Source organism: Metallosphaera sp. D4-4, from assembly GCF_046245145.1.
Classification (GTDB): domain Archaea; phylum Thermoproteota; class Thermoprotei_A; order Sulfolobales; family Sulfolobaceae; genus Metallosphaera; species Metallosphaera sedula.
In genome coordinates this window covers 1,955,311-1,970,030 of sequence record NZ_CP176412.1, presented here as the reverse complement: position 1 = coordinate 1,970,030, position 14,720 = coordinate 1,955,311, and the positions used below count along the sequence as shown (strand labels likewise).

The 14,720-nt window shown below is 44.7% G+C and carries 17 protein-coding genes and 1 tRNA gene; 13 read left to right on the top strand and 5 right to left on the bottom strand.

Annotated elements, in window-relative coordinates:
* Positions 1 to 2: 2 nt before the first annotated feature.
* The 4 genes from ACI49J_RS10635 to ACI49J_RS10620 all read left to right on the top strand — a co-directional run bounded on the left by ACI49J_RS10635 (position 3) and on the right by ACI49J_RS10620 (position 3,467).
* The gene (locus ACI49J_RS10635) at positions 3 to 1,100 is read left to right on the top strand and encodes an NAD(P)/FAD-dependent oxidoreductase (RefSeq protein ID WP_409366476.1); all 1,098 of its coding nucleotides are present in this window, start codon (positions 3 to 5) and stop codon (positions 1,098 to 1,100) included.
* A 128-nt stretch (positions 1,101 to 1,228) separates the two neighbouring features.
* A complete protein-coding gene (gene glmM / locus ACI49J_RS10630; RefSeq protein WP_409366406.1) occupies positions 1,229 to 2,587 on the top strand; it encodes a phosphoglucosamine mutase in 1,359 nt (452 codons plus the stop codon).
* A 1-nt stretch (position 2,588) separates the two neighbouring features.
* Positions 2,589 to 2,975: a Trm112 family protein gene (locus tag ACI49J_RS10625; RefSeq protein WP_409366405.1), complete on the top strand. Its 387-nt coding sequence runs from the start codon at positions 2,589 to 2,591 to the stop codon at positions 2,973 to 2,975.
* A 72-nt stretch (positions 2,976 to 3,047) separates the two neighbouring features.
* Positions 3,048 to 3,467 (top strand): DUF2153 domain-containing protein, encoded by a 420-nt coding sequence (locus tag ACI49J_RS10620; protein ID WP_011921370.1) that lies wholly within the window; start codon positions 3,048 to 3,050, stop codon positions 3,465 to 3,467.
* Positions 3,468 to 3,622: 155 nt separating this feature from the next.
* Here ACI49J_RS10620 and ACI49J_RS10615 read toward each other — a convergent pair whose 3' ends face one another.
* Both ACI49J_RS10615 and ACI49J_RS10610 read right to left on the bottom strand, forming a co-directional pair.
* The gene (locus ACI49J_RS10615) at positions 3,623 to 4,102 is read right to left on the bottom strand and encodes a hypothetical protein (protein WP_011921371.1); all 480 of its coding nucleotides are present in this window, start codon (positions 4,100 to 4,102) and stop codon (positions 3,623 to 3,625) included.
* A gap of 4 nt (positions 4,103 to 4,106) precedes the next feature.
* A complete protein-coding gene (locus ACI49J_RS10610) occupies positions 4,107 to 4,790 on the bottom strand; it encodes an orotidine 5'-phosphate decarboxylase / HUMPS family protein (RefSeq protein ID WP_409366404.1) in 684 nt (227 codons plus the stop codon).
* Between the two features lie 92 nt (positions 4,791 to 4,882).
* Between ACI49J_RS10610 and ACI49J_RS10605 the strand changes: the two genes are divergently transcribed.
* On the top strand, positions 4,883 to 6,478 hold the full coding sequence (locus ACI49J_RS10605; RefSeq protein ID WP_011921373.1) for a CTP synthase: 1,596 nt from the start codon (positions 4,883 to 4,885) through the stop codon (positions 6,476 to 6,478).
* Here the strand turns inward: ACI49J_RS10605 and ACI49J_RS10600 are convergent.
* Positions 6,440 to 6,745, bottom strand: a complete 306-nt coding sequence (locus tag ACI49J_RS10600) for an ArsR/SmtB family transcription factor (RefSeq protein WP_409366403.1) — start codon at positions 6,743 to 6,745, stop codon at positions 6,440 to 6,442. The genes ACI49J_RS10605 and ACI49J_RS10600 overlap by 39 nt on opposite strands.
* 105 nt (positions 6,746 to 6,850) lie before the next feature.
* On the opposite strand from ACI49J_RS10600, the gene ACI49J_RS10595 reads away from it, so the two are divergent.
* The gene (locus ACI49J_RS10595; RefSeq protein WP_011921375.1) at positions 6,851 to 7,114 is read left to right on the top strand and encodes a U6 snRNA-associated Sm-like protein LSm6; all 264 of its coding nucleotides are present in this window, start codon (positions 6,851 to 6,853) and stop codon (positions 7,112 to 7,114) included.
* A 33-nt stretch (positions 7,115 to 7,147) separates the two neighbouring features.
* Positions 7,148 to 8,365 (top strand): methionine adenosyltransferase, encoded by a 1,218-nt coding sequence (locus ACI49J_RS10590; RefSeq protein ID WP_409366402.1) that lies wholly within the window; start codon positions 7,148 to 7,150, stop codon positions 8,363 to 8,365.
* Here the strand turns inward: ACI49J_RS10590 and ACI49J_RS10585 are convergent.
* Both ACI49J_RS10585 and ACI49J_RS10580 read right to left on the bottom strand, forming a co-directional pair.
* Positions 8,352 to 10,160, bottom strand: coding sequence for a DUF460 domain-containing protein (locus ACI49J_RS10585; RefSeq protein ID WP_409366401.1), 1,809 nt, complete (start codon positions 10,158 to 10,160; stop codon positions 8,352 to 8,354). The two genes, ACI49J_RS10590 and ACI49J_RS10585, sit on opposite strands and share 14 nt — an antisense overlap.
* On the bottom strand, positions 10,157 to 11,014 hold the full coding sequence (locus ACI49J_RS10580) for an RIO1 family regulatory kinase/ATPase (protein WP_409366400.1): 858 nt from the start codon (positions 11,012 to 11,014) through the stop codon (positions 10,157 to 10,159). Before ACI49J_RS10580 ends, ACI49J_RS10585 begins: the two co-directional genes overlap by 4 nt.
* Positions 11,015 to 11,144: 130 nt before the next feature.
* Between ACI49J_RS10580 and ACI49J_RS10575 the strand changes: the two genes are divergently transcribed.
* The 6 genes from ACI49J_RS10575 to ACI49J_RS10550 all read left to right on the top strand — a co-directional run bounded on the left by ACI49J_RS10575 (position 11,145) and on the right by ACI49J_RS10550 (position 14,628).
* Positions 11,145 to 11,921 (top strand): AAA family ATPase, encoded by a 777-nt coding sequence (locus tag ACI49J_RS10575; RefSeq protein ID WP_409366399.1) that lies wholly within the window; start codon positions 11,145 to 11,147, stop codon positions 11,919 to 11,921.
* 51 nt (positions 11,922 to 11,972) lie between these two features.
* Positions 11,973 to 12,200, top strand: a complete 228-nt coding sequence (locus ACI49J_RS10570; RefSeq protein WP_240254035.1) for a hypothetical protein — start codon at positions 11,973 to 11,975, stop codon at positions 12,198 to 12,200.
* 40 nt (positions 12,201 to 12,240) lie between these two features.
* Positions 12,241 to 12,315, top strand: a tRNA-Val gene (locus ACI49J_RS10565).
* 110 nt (positions 12,316 to 12,425) lie between these two features.
* Positions 12,426 to 12,914, top strand: a complete 489-nt coding sequence (locus tag ACI49J_RS10560) for a hypothetical protein (RefSeq protein WP_409366398.1) — start codon at positions 12,426 to 12,428, stop codon at positions 12,912 to 12,914.
* Between the two features lie 42 nt (positions 12,915 to 12,956).
* A complete protein-coding gene (gene tnpA, locus ACI49J_RS10555) occupies positions 12,957 to 13,358 on the top strand; it encodes an IS200/IS605 family transposase (RefSeq protein ID WP_248547573.1) in 402 nt (133 codons plus the stop codon).
* Positions 13,345 to 14,628: an RNA-guided endonuclease InsQ/TnpB family protein gene (locus tag ACI49J_RS10550; RefSeq protein ID WP_409366397.1), complete on the top strand. Its 1,284-nt coding sequence runs from the start codon at positions 13,345 to 13,347 to the stop codon at positions 14,626 to 14,628. The genes tnpA and ACI49J_RS10550 overlap by 14 nt, the downstream gene beginning before the upstream one ends.
* The last annotated feature ends 92 nt before the right edge of the window (positions 14,629 to 14,720 follow it).

Genomic DNA, 14,720 nt, shown 5'->3' with positions numbered 1-14,720 from the left:
CTATGGTGGTAATTTTAGGGGCTGGAGGACACGGGATAAGTCTAGCTTATCATTTAGCAAAGAAAGGTGTTTCTTCCACCGTCATTGAAATGTCTAGAATAAACTACGGATCCAGTGGAAGGAACGCTGGAAGGTTTAGGTACCACTTCTACACGAGGGAAAATGTGGAGTTTGCCAAGGAGGCCATCCCCTACCTCCTAAAGATGTGCAAGGAATTACCCCTTAACCCGGTCTGCGTTAAAACCGGTTATCTTTGGATCCTTGAGGACGAGAAAACATTGGACGTCATCAAAAAAATGGACGGATTGTGGAAGTCCATGGGAGTGGGTGGAAAGTTCCTTGATTGTTCGGAGATAGACTACTTGAAGAGTGAGAGTCAGTGCTACCTCGCTCCACAGGACGGGGCATTTCATCACGATTACCTTACCTTCGGGATGTATGAGGAGGTGAAGGATAAGATTACCCTAATCATGGGAGAGGCCAAGGAGCTAGTTGTGTCGGGAGGAAAAGTGAAAGGAGTTAAGGTCAATGGAAAGGTCATCAACAGTGACGTAGTTGTTGTAACCTTGGGGGCTTGGAGTGGAAAGTTCATGAAAGAGAACGGAATCTCACTTCCTATAGAGCCAGAGAAGAAGGAGATCTTCATCACAGAGGACCTGAGGTATAGGGTAAAGCCCCTTGTGATAACTCCCAAGGTGTACTTCTCCCATACACTAAAGGGAGAAATAATTGGTGGAGTTGAGGATGTTAGGGAAAGAGGTTTCCTTGACTTTAACGTATCCCTAGAGAGAACAATACTGTTCTTAAGGGACGTAAGGAGGCTAATTAAAGGGGCTGAAGGGATAAGGGTGTTGAGAGGATGGGCAGGCTATTATGAAATGACACCAGATCACTCCCACGTAATGGGTTATTCCGAGTCTTGGCCCGAAGGCCTCTTTGTCGATGCTGGCTACAGCGGTCACGGCATGATGTTCTCCCCTTACTCTGGCAAGGTAATGGCGGACCTAATTCTGGATAACGTGAAGAGCAGGTTTATTGACATTTTTAGTCCGGAGAGATTTGAGAAGAATAGGTTAGTAGATGAAAGAATGGTCATTTGACTGGATCATAACGTCAGAACTCTTTTCATTTCTGTCAGGCCAAACTCCTGTAGCCTGGTGTCGCGTGGGGGACCTATTCTTAGTCTCTCAGCGCGCGTTTTTATTAATCTTCTCTCATTTAGTTTGTTATGGGAAAACTGTTTGGTACAGACGGAGTTAGAGGAATAGTAAACCAGGAGTTAACGGTGGAACTGGCTCAAGGGTTGGGTAAGGCCATAGGCACATTCTTTGGAGAGGGCAGTAACATCCTCCTGGGGAGGGACGCTAGGGCAGGAGGAGATATGTTGAGCAGGGCGGTCGAGAGCGGTTTACTGAGTACAGGGGTAAGAGTCTTTGAGGGAGGATTTGCGCCCACTCCAGCGCTTCAGTACGCTGTAAAAACACTTGGCTATGACGGTGGAGTGATAATAACCGCGAGTCATAACCCAAGGGAACATAATGGGATTAAGGTCCTGGATAGGGACGGCGTTGAAGTCTCTAGGGAAAAGGAGGACAGAATAGAGGAAATATACTTCTCAGGAAGGTTCAACATCATTCCCTGGAATAGGCTAACATATGACGTAAAGAGAGATGACAGGGTAATAGACACTTACGTTCAGGGAGTTCTATCCCACGTTGATGTAGAAAAGATAAGGGCAAAGAACTTCAAGGTACTCGTGGATGGTGCCAATAGCGTTGGATCAATTTCAACTCCAATGGTCGCAAGGTTACTGGGTTGTAAGATCTTCACAATCAACGCAAACTTAGATCCCACTTTCCCTGCAAGGAACCCAGAGCCGACCATGGAATCTCTCAAGGAGACTGCGGGGATTGCCTCGTCTCTCAAGGTGGACTTGGCAGTGGCTCATGACGGGGATGCAGATAGGGCAATCTTTATAGACTCTAAGGGCAGGGTTCAATGGGGAGATAGGAGCGGTTCTCTGCTCAGTTGGTGGGTCTCAAGTAAGGTGAATTTCCCTAGGAGAGTATTCACTGCAGTTTCCAGTTCATCTCTGGTTCAGGAGTTCCTATCTCGTTATGGAATAGAGGTTGTATGGACTAAGGTGGGAAGTGTGGATATTGCCAGAAAACTTATCCAGGAGAAGGGGATAGCGGGCTTTGAGGAGAATGGTGGATTCATTTTCCCAGGACACCAGTATGTGAGGGACGGTGCAATGTCCTTTGCCCTCATGTTAGAGATGATGGCCTCTGAGGGGGTTAGCTCGGCCGACCTCTTCGATAGACTACCCCAGTATTATTTGGTCAAAACCAAGGTTGATCTTAAGCCAGGGATGGATGTTGCCAGAATCTATGAAAAGGTGGAGAAAGAGCTTGGTGCAGGGAACCAGGTAGTTAAGATTGACGGTGTAAAGATCATTGGGAAAGACTTCTGGATCCTAGTGAGAAAGAGCGGTACTGAGCCAATAATTAGGGTGATGGTTGAGGCTAAGGAGCAGGTAATGGCTGAAAGCTTGGCAAACCAAGTCAAAGCTATGATAGGTGCTTGACATGAAATACAGACTGATGGACATTCTGGCTTGTCCCATGTGCAAACATTTTCACCTGGATCTCTATGTGTTCCAGGAGAAGGAGTATCCCAAGAGAGAGCCTAACGGACAGCTTCCCCTCTGTGAAATTTACTGTGCCTATAAGAACACCGAGGTAAAGTCCCTAGAGTCTCCACCTTGTCAAGAGTGCATAAAGAAGGAGGTTGTCGAGGGCCTGCTGGTGTGCCCGTCGTGTAACAGATGGTACCCCATCATCGACGAGATACCTAGGATGTTGCCAGATAAGTTAAGGAAAAGGGAGAGCGAACTTGAGTTTCTTGAAAAATACAAATCTAGAATCCCCCAAAAGGTGCTAGAGAGCGGACTTCCCTTCAATCTTAAGAGTTAACTATCCCAGCTTTACTCAAATTAAAATGAGCTTATTAATGGCCATTCCCTAACTTACTATGGTGTAAACATTATGGAAGGCTCATTCATTAGTAATCTGGATGAATGGATTAAGATGCAGAAGAATCTGCTTGCAACAATCAAGGACATGGAGAAGAAAGAGGAGACAATGGAGGAGGATAGGTTAGACCTAATTCTCGCCTCCAGAGTAGCTTTCCAGCACATGATGAGGACCTTGAAGGCTTTCGATCAATGGTTGCAAGACCCCATGATAATCAAGCATATGCCAAGGGAGATGCTTGAGGACGTTAAGAAGACCAGTTGGGCTATACTTCAGCAACTCCTAGAACTAGATGTGAGACATACGAGCCAGGCCAAGGAATTGATAACGAAGCTTGGGAAAGAGGGGAAGTTAGATCCCTTAATCTGGAGCAGACCGCCAGTGGAAGAACAACCTAGCCAGCCAAAGAGAGGTACCTTCACAACAATGTAAGCTTAAATGTTTTCAATTTTAGTTACTAAGCCTAAATTAACTGAGACATATTTTGGCGTTAAGATTTTCTACTTTTTATATTTACTATTAATTAGATAAATAATACCAACTACTATAATGGTATTTCTTAACTTTAATCTTACGAGAGAATTATTCTATCTTCTCCTTCTTCTTTCAGATCTTAACTTAAGGTTGTACTCCTGGTCAATGGACACTATTTTCTGTTTCAGTTCAGTAACCACATTGTTTACCGTGTTAATGAAACCCTCATCTAATAGTTGTTTATTTGCAGCCAAGGCCTCCTCTCCGTCATTAGTTAGTTTAAGCTTCTTGGTCTGGTCCGACTCAATATATCCTAGATAGAGCAGGGAAGTAATATCCTCTTTCACAGTGGGACTAATCAGGTTATTCCCTAACGTGTTGAATTGGTGTCCCATGTTTAATCCCTTCTGAGCCCCCTCATACAACAACGTGATTAATCCCTTCTCTGTAACTCCTCCAAGAACCTTTATGATGTATAGTAACTGAAGCTTTCTCTTGTCCTCTTTGAGTACCGAGGGAGAAATCACCTGCTTAGATGACGTCTTAAGTTCCTTAGATTTGCCTGGCTGTCCTCCTTGACTTGGTTGAGACATTCAATCACCGTGTTGCTATAGTACTGGTGGATAAGATTTTAATTATTTCCTCAGCCACCTTCCTTGGAGTGCTACTCCTAGTTATCGCTCCTCCCACAACGTAAATCGAAATGGGAAGCTCAGCTAGCTCGGGTATTGTCTTTGGACTTAACCCTCCTGCAACTGAGATTAATCCGTACTTACCAGCTTCCCTTATTTCCTCCTTGAGGTCCGCTACGGTTACTCCTCTCTTCTTTTGTACATCCAGGCCAATGTGAAATCCCACAATGTCCACTCCAAGTCCAAAGAGTTCCTTTGCTCTTTCCACGGTGTTCTTAACTCCTATTAGATCTGCCTGAACTACTATTCCTACCTCTCTAGCTCTCTTCACTGCGCTCTCCACCGTGGAATCATCCATTGCGCCCAGGACAGTCATTATGTTTGATTTGCCCCTGAGGGCTATTTCCACCTCAACATCTCCAGCATCTGCGGTCTTTGTGTCAGCTAAAACAATGTTGTTGAACTCACGAAGCTTTAGTAATCCCCTAATTCCTTCAGCCTTTACAAGTGGCGTTCCAGCTTCAATTATAACGTTTCTTAGATCCGCCACCTCTCTCGCCACCTTAAGGGCGTCATTTATATCAATGAAGTCCAAAGCTACCTGGAGATGCTTCGCCTGTTTTAATCTTTCAAGAATCTCCGATCTCATACCTGCTTTACCTATTCGGGGGTAATAATTAAACTATCCTGCAATGGCTTTTTATTCTCGCCGTGAGAAACTTGTTTACTGTGATTTCCTAGGTGACAAAATACATCGTAGTGACCGGCGGAGTTCTTTCCAGTGTTGGTAAGGGTACTGTTTCAGCCTCGTTAGGGCTCATCCTAAAAAACATGGGTTATAACGTGAGTATAATCAAGGTGGATCCCTACATTAACGTTGATGCAGGGACAATGAACCCCTATATGCATGGTGAGGTCTTCGTTACAGAGGACGGTGCTGAGACTGACCTGGATCTGGGTCACTACGAGAGATTCCTTAACATTAACACAAGCAAGCACAACAATATCACCGCTGGGAAGGTCTATTTCGAGGTCATAAGAAAGGAAAGAGAAGGTAAGTACATGGGCCAGACGGTCCAGATTATCCCTCATGTGACAGACGAAATCAAGGCTATGGTCAGGAAAGTCGGTGAAGTGGAGAAGGCTGACATAGTGATAGTTGAGGTAGGAGGGACCGTTGGGGACATCGAGGGATTGCCGTTCCTTGAGGCCATGAGGGAACTCAGGCTAGAGGAAGAAGAGCATAACGTAATATTCGTCCATGTAGCCCTTGTAGAGTACCTTTCTGTTACTGGGGAACTAAAGACAAAGCCCCTACAGCACAGCGTTCAAGAGCTCAGGAGGATAGGTATACAGCCAGATATAGTTATTGCTAGATCCATAATAGAGCTTGACGAGGATACCAAGAGGAAGATTGCACTATTCACCAATGTAAGGCCTGAATACATATTCTCGAGCTATGACGTGGAAACGGCATACGAGGTACCGCTCATTCTCCAGAGACAGGGACTAGGGGCAAGGGTCACATCTAAGCTTGGACTCCCACAAAAAACTCCTGATTTTGGAGAGTGGGAGAAATTTGTGTACTCGGTAAAGAGGAAAGAAGGTAAAAGGGTAAAGATAGCCCTTGTGGGAAAATACACAAAGCTCAAGGATAGTTACCTTAGTATAAAGGAGGCAATATATCACGCCTCTGCTCACCTTGGCGTGATTCCTGAACTACTTTGGATTGAGTCGTCGGACCTGGAGAGGGAGAACCCAGAGGCCATACTGAAACAGGCAGAAGGTATCATAGTATTGCCTGGATTCGGCTCCAGGGGTACAGAGGGAAAGATCAAGGCAATTAACTACGCTAGGGTTAATAACGTTCCCTTCCTAGGAATATGCTTCGGGTTACAACTGGCAGTGGTTGAGTTTGCCAGGAACGTTGTGGGTCTTCAGGGTGCACATAGCACCGAAATAGATCCTAACGCTCCTCATCCAGTGGTGACCCTGTTAGATGAACAGAAAAAGGTTACGCAATTCGGTGGAACAATGAGGTTGGGAGCCCAGAGGATAAGCCTAGTTCGAGGAACCCTGGCCCACTCAATTTACGGGAAGGACGTAATCTACGAAAGGCATAGGCACAGGTATGAGGTTAACCCCTCCTACGTGGATCTACTTCAGAAGCACGGATTAACAATCTCAGGAATTAGTGACAATGGTCTTGTGGAGATGATAGAGCTTAAGGATCACAGATTCTTCATAGCTACCCAGGCCCACCCCGAGTTCAAGAGTAGGCCCTTAAATCCAGCTCCCCTATTCCTTGGTTTCCTCAGGGCTGTCGTCGGGAACTAGGGAGATAATTATCCTGGAGTACTTGGCTTTGATCAATTTTTTCAACCCCTTGTTTCCCTCGGTGTATCTCACCTCCACTAACCCTGAGCTCTCCAGTAACGCAACTTGAGAGCTAACGTTTCCCTTAGTCATATGCAGTTCTTCGCTCAGGTCCGTGATGCTCTTTTCCCCCTCGGCTATCAGTCTGAGAATGTTGACCCTGGTAACGGATGAGAGAGCCTCAGTGACTCTAACTACGTCCTCAACGTCAGAGACCACCAGTTCCATGGAGAATATATATTTTTCACTTTATTCATAAGGGTTTGTCCCTGAATCCTTCACGTCATTCTTTTATAGTAGTGAAGTCTTAAGATTAAAGGAGGAGGTAAAATTTTGCAGGCAAAGGTAGAGAATCCTTTGAAAAGCCTAAGGATGGCTACAAACAAAATTGTCCTTGTTAAGCTGAAGGACGGTTCTGAGTATATAGGTAAAATGGAACAATCAGATGGGACCATGAACCTGGTTCTAAGGGACTGCACAGAAATGAGGGAAGGTACTGCGGATCCCATAGCGAAGTATGGCAGAGTCTTAATACGTGGTAGTAATATTCTATTTATCAGTGTGGATTACGAGAACATCATTAACACGGGCAAGTAATTTTTTAAAAGTAGCAGGGCAGTTGAGGGTGAAATGAAAAACATCAACATCGAGTCATTTAGGACTTTGGAACCAGATTCCTTACCTGTAGAATTGGCCGAAAGGAAAGGAACAGGACACCCAGACTACATAGCTGATTCAGCCTCAGAAGAGGCTAGCAGAAAGCTATCGCTTTACTACCTAAAGACATACGGAACTATACTTCATCATAACTTGGATAAGACCCTTCTTGTAGGAGGTCAGGCCTCTCCAAAATTCAAGGGTGGAGATGTTATTCATCCAATTTACATTGTGGTAGCTGGTAGAGCCACTACAGAGGTGAGAACCAATGACGGTGTGGATAACGTTCCAGTGGGTACAATAATCGTCGAGAGCGTCAAGAACTGGATAAGGGAGAATTTCAGGTATCTAGATGCAGAGAAGCACGTTATAGTTGATTATAAGATAGGAAAGGGTTCAGCGGATTTGGTGGGCATATTTGACAAGGGAAGGAAATCAGTTCCTCTCTCCAATGATACAAGTTTTGGAGTAGGTTTCGCACCTTACTCAAAGCTGGAACAGTTAGTATTCCAGACAGAGAGAATGCTCAACTCTAAGAAGGTGAAGACCGAGCTTCCGGAGGTTGGCGAGGACATAAAGGTGATGGGACTCAGGAGAGGGAAGGAGGTCACGCTTACCATAGCCATGGCAGCCATAAGTCCCCTCATAGAGGATAAGAACCACTATATCTCCGTGAAGGAACAGGTAAGGGAAAAGGTACTGGATCTAGCCTCTCAAATAGCCCCAGATCTTAGCGTTAAAGTAAACGTGAACACAGGTGATAGGGAAGACCAGGGAATACTTTATCTAACTGTAACTGGCACCTCAGCTGAGCATGGAGATGACGGGATGACTGGGAGAGGAAACAGGGGTATAGGGCTCATAACTCCCATGAGGCCAATGTCTCTTGAGGCGACTGCTGGTAAGAATCCAGTTAATCACGTGGGTAAGCTTTACAACATAGTGGCTAACCTTATTGCTAAGAAGGCCTCAGAGCAGGTTAAGGATGTTAGGAACGTGCAGATAGAGGTTCTGGGTCAAATAGGTAGGCCAATAAACGACCCTCTCATTGTCAACGTGGAAGTTGCGACTCATTCTGGAACCATAACATCTGATACAAAGGCCGAGATATCAGGAATTGCAGAGGAGTATCTAGATTCATTCGACAAGATAACCCAAATGATACTTGAAGGAAAGGTTATGCTATTCTAGACCTTGAAGATCTGTATTCTTCGACCAATCTTTTTAGCAGGTCTTCACTCATTTCACGACTTATTTCCTTCTCCTTCTTAAGAAGGTTTAGATCCTTAATGAGGCGCTCGTCAATTAGGGCGAAATCTTTTCCCACGTACTCTGCCAGATCGTTGCTTATTCTCCATTCTCCGAAATACAGTTGACCATCCCTAACCTCTAACCCCTTCAGGTATCCCCTCACTACTGTGATCTCATTCCTAACCAGTTTCTCGATAATTGAGGAAAGCTTAGCCAGCGATTCCGATTCTGCCTGAGATTGTTCCTTCAATTTGATTATCTCCTTGTTCTTCTGCTCCAGTATTCTTTTCAGTTCCTCCACTCGCCTATCCCTGTCTAGTTCAGCATTGTAAAGCCTCTTTATTTCCTCGACCCTCCTCTCAAGCATCTCCTTTTCATGAATTAACCTAGACACTGTCCTGTTGAGCCTGATCAACTCCTGCTTGAGCAATGTGTTCTCCTCAGCCAACTTCTCGTTGTGTTCAGTCTTTACTTCCTGTTTTACTATACCGGCGTTTTGCGGAACAGATATCTTCTTCTCTATCTCGTTCTCGATGCATTCGGCAATGGTTCCCCCGTTTACAACACATCTGAACACGTTGTTTCTGTCTATGTCTATTCCAAACCTACCTATCATGCCCTCAGCCTGCCTGAGTTTCCTCTCTACGTCCCTATACGCAACAATGGCAGCAGCTAGGGAATCCCTTATGTGCGGGTCGCTTACGTGAATTCCAAACTTCGTGGAATATTCGTCAAGGAGAGCTTGTTTTTCGTCCACCGAAAGCGACCTCTCAGGAACGTAGAGTCTAGCCTTCAGAATCGCGCTCATCTTCTTTACCGTGTCTGGCACTGGATTAACGTCTGTGGCAATGAGGGCTGGGGTCCCCTTCTCTAGAACGAGCTCTATCACAGACTCCCTGTCAATTCCCCTCTTGGTAGTGAGGAGGACAGGATTTCCATACATATCGAGAATAGATATTCCAACCTCCAGACCTGGATCTAACCCTACTATAACAGGCCTCTGGGAAACCCTCTTAGTGTCCACAAACTCAATTCTATCCCTATAGTAGGCTCTGATCTCGAGATTAACGTCGTGGCCACTCATTTTCTTGACTAGACCGTATAGGCTCTCCCTTGGGGCATAAACAATGAACATAGCCCCTTCCATCCCAGCCTTAGTTCTCCTGACAACCACGTCATAGTCAAAGTTGTGTCTGTCCAGTTCCTCCTTCACTCTTCTAAAAACCCTGAGCACCAACCCCCTCAGATGCCTCTTGTATCTATTGGAGCTCATCCCCCCTGGTCCAGATCTTCTCCCCTTGGAAATGATGATTTTGGTCCTGTTTTCAACGAACTTTATCTTGGTTCCTGCCCCCTTAAGAGCTAGAGTTGCCACGATAAAGGCAGTCCTGGACGGAGTTGGCTTACCCTGAATCTCAATACCGTACTCCTTAGCTACATCCTTTAGGTCGAGGAAGACTCCGTTCTTGACTGTAACCTGAACTACCTCCAGTTTCTCGGGTAACAGGGATAGAAGCGATATTACTTCCTTGTCGTTGCTACCTAGCTCGTAAATGTTGTCAGTTCCAAGAAGTGAGACGTCGTACTCCCAGGCCAGTCTTACTAACCTGCTCCTAGTTACATCTTCGACCTTAACCACTGTTTCTCCTTTTTCGTCTAGAATTACCACTGAATATCTAGGCTGTTCCGTGGAATTGGGCGATCCCCTCTCTATGTCTATACCCATTACCCTCATGAATATCCCTTTACGTAGTCCAAAACCTCCTCAAGGTCTCTCTCAAGTGAATACTCCTTTTCGAAGTAGGATAATATCCTAGTGACGTCGTCTATCAAGACTTCTTCATCCCTGGTAGCCTGTGGCCAATCTATAACCCTTACCTCCTCATCCTTGCTCACCAAAACATTGAACTGACTTAGATCACCGTGGGTTAATCCCTTACAGTAAACGTAGGCAATTCTCATGGTTCCAAGGATCGCATCTAGTACCTTCTCAGGGTCACTTAGTTCCGTTCTATATAGGGGAGTTCCCTCGAAGTACTCCATGGCCACAGCGTTTGTCGTGAAGGTTATTGGAGTTGGGACATAACCCATGTTGTTCTTGACGCACTGAAGGGCCTCATACTCCCTTTTAGCGTTCTCCAAGGTCATTGATACCCAGTTCTTACTGGGGAAGTTACTGATCCTTTTCTTGAAGCTCTTCCTCCCTATTCTGTGATACTTTATGGCTAGAGTATTGTCTTCGTGGTCGTATCCGAACATGACCCTGCTTTCCTTTCCTTCACCAATGGTTATTCCAAGGCTCTTGATCACTTTCTTGGAGTAGAGGGACTTGGTTGCCACAATGTCGAGGCCTGTGAACGTGATGGAAAAGGAGTCTTCTCCTCTAATTCTTTTCTTAGTGACTGCGCCGTTCTTGATGAGCCTCAATAAGCTTATCTGGGCCTCTCTCTCCGTAAGGGATAGGTTCTCCTTAAGAACGCTCTGTGGAACGTACTCGAACTTTTCCCTCTTCTCGATGAGGTACTTGAGGACGAGGTAATCCACCTTGTCTGTGACGGCTACTCTTTCAGCTAAGGTAAGAGAGTTCATAAGATAAGAGAAATATGTTGTATGACCTATTTTTGCTTTTACGTATCAAGTGTCTTGTTTAGATACCATATTGGAAAGAAGATATGGACCAACAACAAGTTATAAAAAACAATCTCTCTACCCTAGAACTGTGAGAGTATCTATACTAAGTTCTAAGGGAGGAGTCGGAAAGTCAACAGTTGCCATTTCACTGTCGAAGGCCCTTGCCATGATGGGTTTCTCTGTTCTTTTGATTGATAGGGACCTTGTGGGATATGCATCATACGTCGCAGGTATTAAGGGCCCTGGAATGATAGCAAGTGTGTCTGACGGTGTTGAATCCACGGTGTATAAGGAAATAAGCCTAGGGAACGGCTCCGTTACCGTACTGAAATATTTTGGGGACGGTCCACGTTATAAGATTGACATTGATAAGTTTCACAAGGATAGGAAGCTAGGAGAAAAGGGGTGGGAGATATACAGGAAAGTCCTTACCATGAAGAAGTTCTCCTTTGTGGTAGTAGATAACGCACAATTGGTAAGACCTGAAGATGATATTGTGAAACATGAATTGGAGAAATTCATAGAGATCTATCCGGAATTTCCCATTTGGCAGTTGTTTGTGTCAGACTCCTTGACCAGAACTATAGAGGACAACGTAAGCTATGCAGAGTCGATAGGTTCTGTTAGAGATGGTACAGTTTTAGGTTTCATCATAAACATGATACGTCCTGGAGAGGTAGAGAAGTTCAGAGGCGTACTAGATAACGTGTTAAAGAGAGTTAAAGCCAAGTTTGGAGTCTTGTTACCCTTCTCAGAAGATATCTTCCAATTCACTGGAACTTTTGAGGAATTTCCAGTCCTTCAAGAGATAAAGGACCTCGCCTCAAAGGTGGTAGAGGTCAAAACTATGGCTAGTGGAAGTTGATCATCAATAAAGGCAGTGAATACATATTAACCTCACATCAAGAATCATATCATGAAATCGGTGGTAGGTCCTGTTATACTTGGTTCGTCTGGCGTTTTTGGGTATTTCGTAGACCTTGCAAGTGCTAGAATGGGGCTTGAATTAGCAAGAAAACTTTACCCAGACTTTCGAGTATCCCTTGTTGACCTATCCGTGCCTGAGGAGAAGATCCTGGCTGTTGACATCGATCCTGACCTAGGAGACTTTGACACTGGTTATGCTGTCCTTGTAGAGGCTTAAACTAGCAAATTTTTTATGGGATAAACGAATAGTGTGCTGAGGACCCGTCGTCTAGCCTGGTTAGGACGCAGCCCTCACACGGCTGAGGTCGAGGGTTCAAATCCCTCCGGGTCCATCTTTTTACGATAGTTTTATTGAACTCCGGCGGTTATATTACCATTGCATAACGCGTGAGGAGAAAATGCATAACGCGTGTTTTGAACGCACTCATAAGGGGGGTTTGGAATGATAGACGTCAAGAATATAGACGACAACATGAGGAGACTTCTGTTAAAGAGAGCTTATGAAAAACTAGGTTCTTCCATGTACGAGAAGCTACAGAAGAGTAGAAGGACAATTTACGTATATATTAGGGGGTATGACGAGAGAGGAAGTCAAATCCAGATCCCAGACGAGGTCGTAGAGAAAGTTGTGAACTTGTTACCGTTAGATGAAGTGTATGAAGTACTAGAGGGCTTCTCACCAAAGAAGTACAGTGTAAATGATATCATAGGTATATTGAGCAGAGTAAAGCAGGACCCAGAGTTCAGAGAAGTCTTCTTCATGTTATTTTCCAAAATCTTGGGGGACTATCTGAACACGACTACTAACAAGTACATAGTGACCTCTGACGACATTGAGCTGTTCAAAAGAAAGCTAAAGGAGAAAAGCAAGAACACAGCTTCAGACAGGATTAGTTACTTGACAAAAGAACGAACAAGCCTCGCCTTTTAAGGCGGGGTAATCCTTTTAATCTCTGAATACTTTAAAGTATTCGTGGAATACAAGTCAACTAGGCATGTAAAATATCTATGCAACTACCATTTCGTATGGATACCAAAGTATCGTAAAGCCGTACTAGAGTCCATAGCAGAGGAACTAAAACGGATACTCAGAGACATTGCTGAAGAATTGGGTTGTGATGTTTTAGCTATCGAAATTATGCCAGACCATATACACCTTTTCGTAAACTGCCCACCACGTTATGCTCCCTCTTATTTAGCAAACTATTTCAAAGGTAAGTCCGCTAGACAGTTACTCAAGAAACACCCAGAACTCAGGATTAAAGATGGGCTATGGACTAGGAGTTACTTCGTGGCAACGGCTGGTAATGTAAGTAGTGAGACAATTAGAAAATACATTGAAAGTCAAAGAGGCAGAACCGATGAAGAGGAGTAATGTCGTCAGGTTAGTGGTAGATAAACAGACTGCCATGACGCTAAGAAAACTAGCTGATGTATTCAGGGCGTGTTGGAATAGCGTGAACTGGTTGAGAATGCAACAATACAAGGCTCGTGAAAGGGTGGACTTTAATTCAACAGAAAAGGAAGTCTACCACAAGTTTAAGGACGTACTTAAGGTAAACGCTTCTCAGGTGATAAGAAAGAACGCTGAAGCATGGAGATCCTTCTTTTCGTTATCTCGTGAGAAACGTGACGGGAGGCTACGGAGATGGTTTAGGCCAAGACCACCAGGGTATCAGAAACAAGGGATGATCCTTATAAGAAATGATAGGTACGTGGTAGATGAAGATAACACGACAATATATCTCAAGGATTTCAAACTCTCGCTGAGATTCAAAGGAATGCTGAAATGGAAGGGTAAACAAGGGAGGCTGGAGATTTTTGAAAGAAATGGAAGATGGTATGCAGTAATACCAGTAGACGCAGATTTTACACCAAGCCAACCGAGAGGCGATCTAAGGGCCTCAGTAGACCTAGGTATTGTAAACTTGGCAACGGTCTACGTTGAGGATGGCTCCTGGTTTCTATTCAAGGGAGGTAGTGTGCTATCAAGGTATGAGTATTACTCTAAGAAGATAGCGAGTGTTCAGAAACTACTCTCTATTCACAAACAAAGAAAGAGTAAGAGACTTTCCCGTCTTTATGAGAAAAGGAGCAGATTTCTAAGACACGCTCTGAACTCCATGGTTAGAAAGCTAATAAAGACTGTACATGATAAGGGGGTTTCAGAAATTGTTGTTGGTTATCCCAAGGACATTGCCAGAATTAAGGGGAGGAAGCTTACGGTAAATTTCTGGAACTATTCTTATGTTATACGTCGGTTTAACGAGGTTGCTGAGGAATACGGAATCAAGGTCGTGGAGGTAGACGAAGCATGGACTTCTAAGACGTGCTCCCTATGTGGGGAAATTCATGAGAGTGGTAGAGTTAAGAGGGGTTTGTTCAAGTGTCCCCACACTGGGGTAATAAACGCAGATCTGAATGGAGCGATAAATATTCTACATATCCCCGAGTCCCAAAGAGGTGGAGAAGGAGGGTTTCTCTCACCGAGGGATAGGGGTAATGGGCACAAGACCGTGCCCGTGGTCTACCGCTGGACGAATGGAGCGGAGTGGAGGGGTTCCTCCTCCACTAGCGATGAAATGATGAGAGTGAAGGCGGTAAACCACAAACCTATGATCCCTAAGGGAACCTTCGTCCTTTAGGGCGGAGAGGAGGTCAGTGGGGAGTAAAAATAACGTCATGCCTTGATTTCAATCAATAGTTTGAGAATTTCTTTTCATGTTTATTTATGGAA

Excerpts from the sequence above, each read along its gene's own strand:
- ACI49J_RS10635 (WP_409366476.1), top strand. The coding sequence starts at position 3 with ATGGTGGTAATTTTAGGGGCTGGAGGACACGGGATAAGTCTAGCTTAT.
- glmM (WP_409366406.1), top strand. The coding sequence starts at position 1,229 with ATGGGAAAACTGTTTGGTACAGACGGAGTTAGAGGAATAGTAAACCAG.
- ACI49J_RS10625 (WP_409366405.1), top strand. The coding sequence starts at position 2,589 with ATGAAATACAGACTGATGGACATTCTGGCTTGTCCCATGTGCAAACAT.
- ACI49J_RS10620 (WP_011921370.1), top strand. The coding sequence starts at position 3,048 with ATGGAAGGCTCATTCATTAGTAATCTGGATGAATGGATTAAGATGCAG.
- ACI49J_RS10615 (WP_011921371.1), bottom strand. The coding sequence starts at position 4,102 with ATGTCTCAACCAAGTCAAGGAGGACAGCCAGGCAAATCTAAGGAACTT.
- ACI49J_RS10610 (WP_409366404.1), bottom strand. The coding sequence starts at position 4,790 with ATGAGATCGGAGATTCTTGAAAGATTAAAACAGGCGAAGCATCTCCAG.
- ACI49J_RS10600 (WP_409366403.1), bottom strand. The coding sequence starts at position 6,745 with ATGGAACTGGTGGTCTCTGACGTTGAGGACGTAGTTAGAGTCACTGAG.
- ACI49J_RS10590 (WP_409366402.1), top strand. The coding sequence starts at position 7,148 with ATGAAAAACATCAACATCGAGTCATTTAGGACTTTGGAACCAGATTCC.
- ACI49J_RS10585 (WP_409366401.1), bottom strand. The coding sequence starts at position 10,160 with ATGAGGGTAATGGGTATAGACATAGAGAGGGGATCGCCCAATTCCACG.
- ACI49J_RS10580 (WP_409366400.1), bottom strand. The coding sequence starts at position 11,014 with ATGAACTCTCTTACCTTAGCTGAAAGAGTAGCCGTCACAGACAAGGTG.
- ACI49J_RS10570 (WP_240254035.1), top strand. The coding sequence starts at position 11,973 with ATGAAATCGGTGGTAGGTCCTGTTATACTTGGTTCGTCTGGCGTTTTT.
- ACI49J_RS10560 (WP_409366398.1), top strand. The coding sequence starts at position 12,426 with ATGATAGACGTCAAGAATATAGACGACAACATGAGGAGACTTCTGTTA.
- ACI49J_RS10550 (WP_409366397.1), top strand. The coding sequence starts at position 13,345 with ATGAAGAGGAGTAATGTCGTCAGGTTAGTGGTAGATAAACAGACTGCC.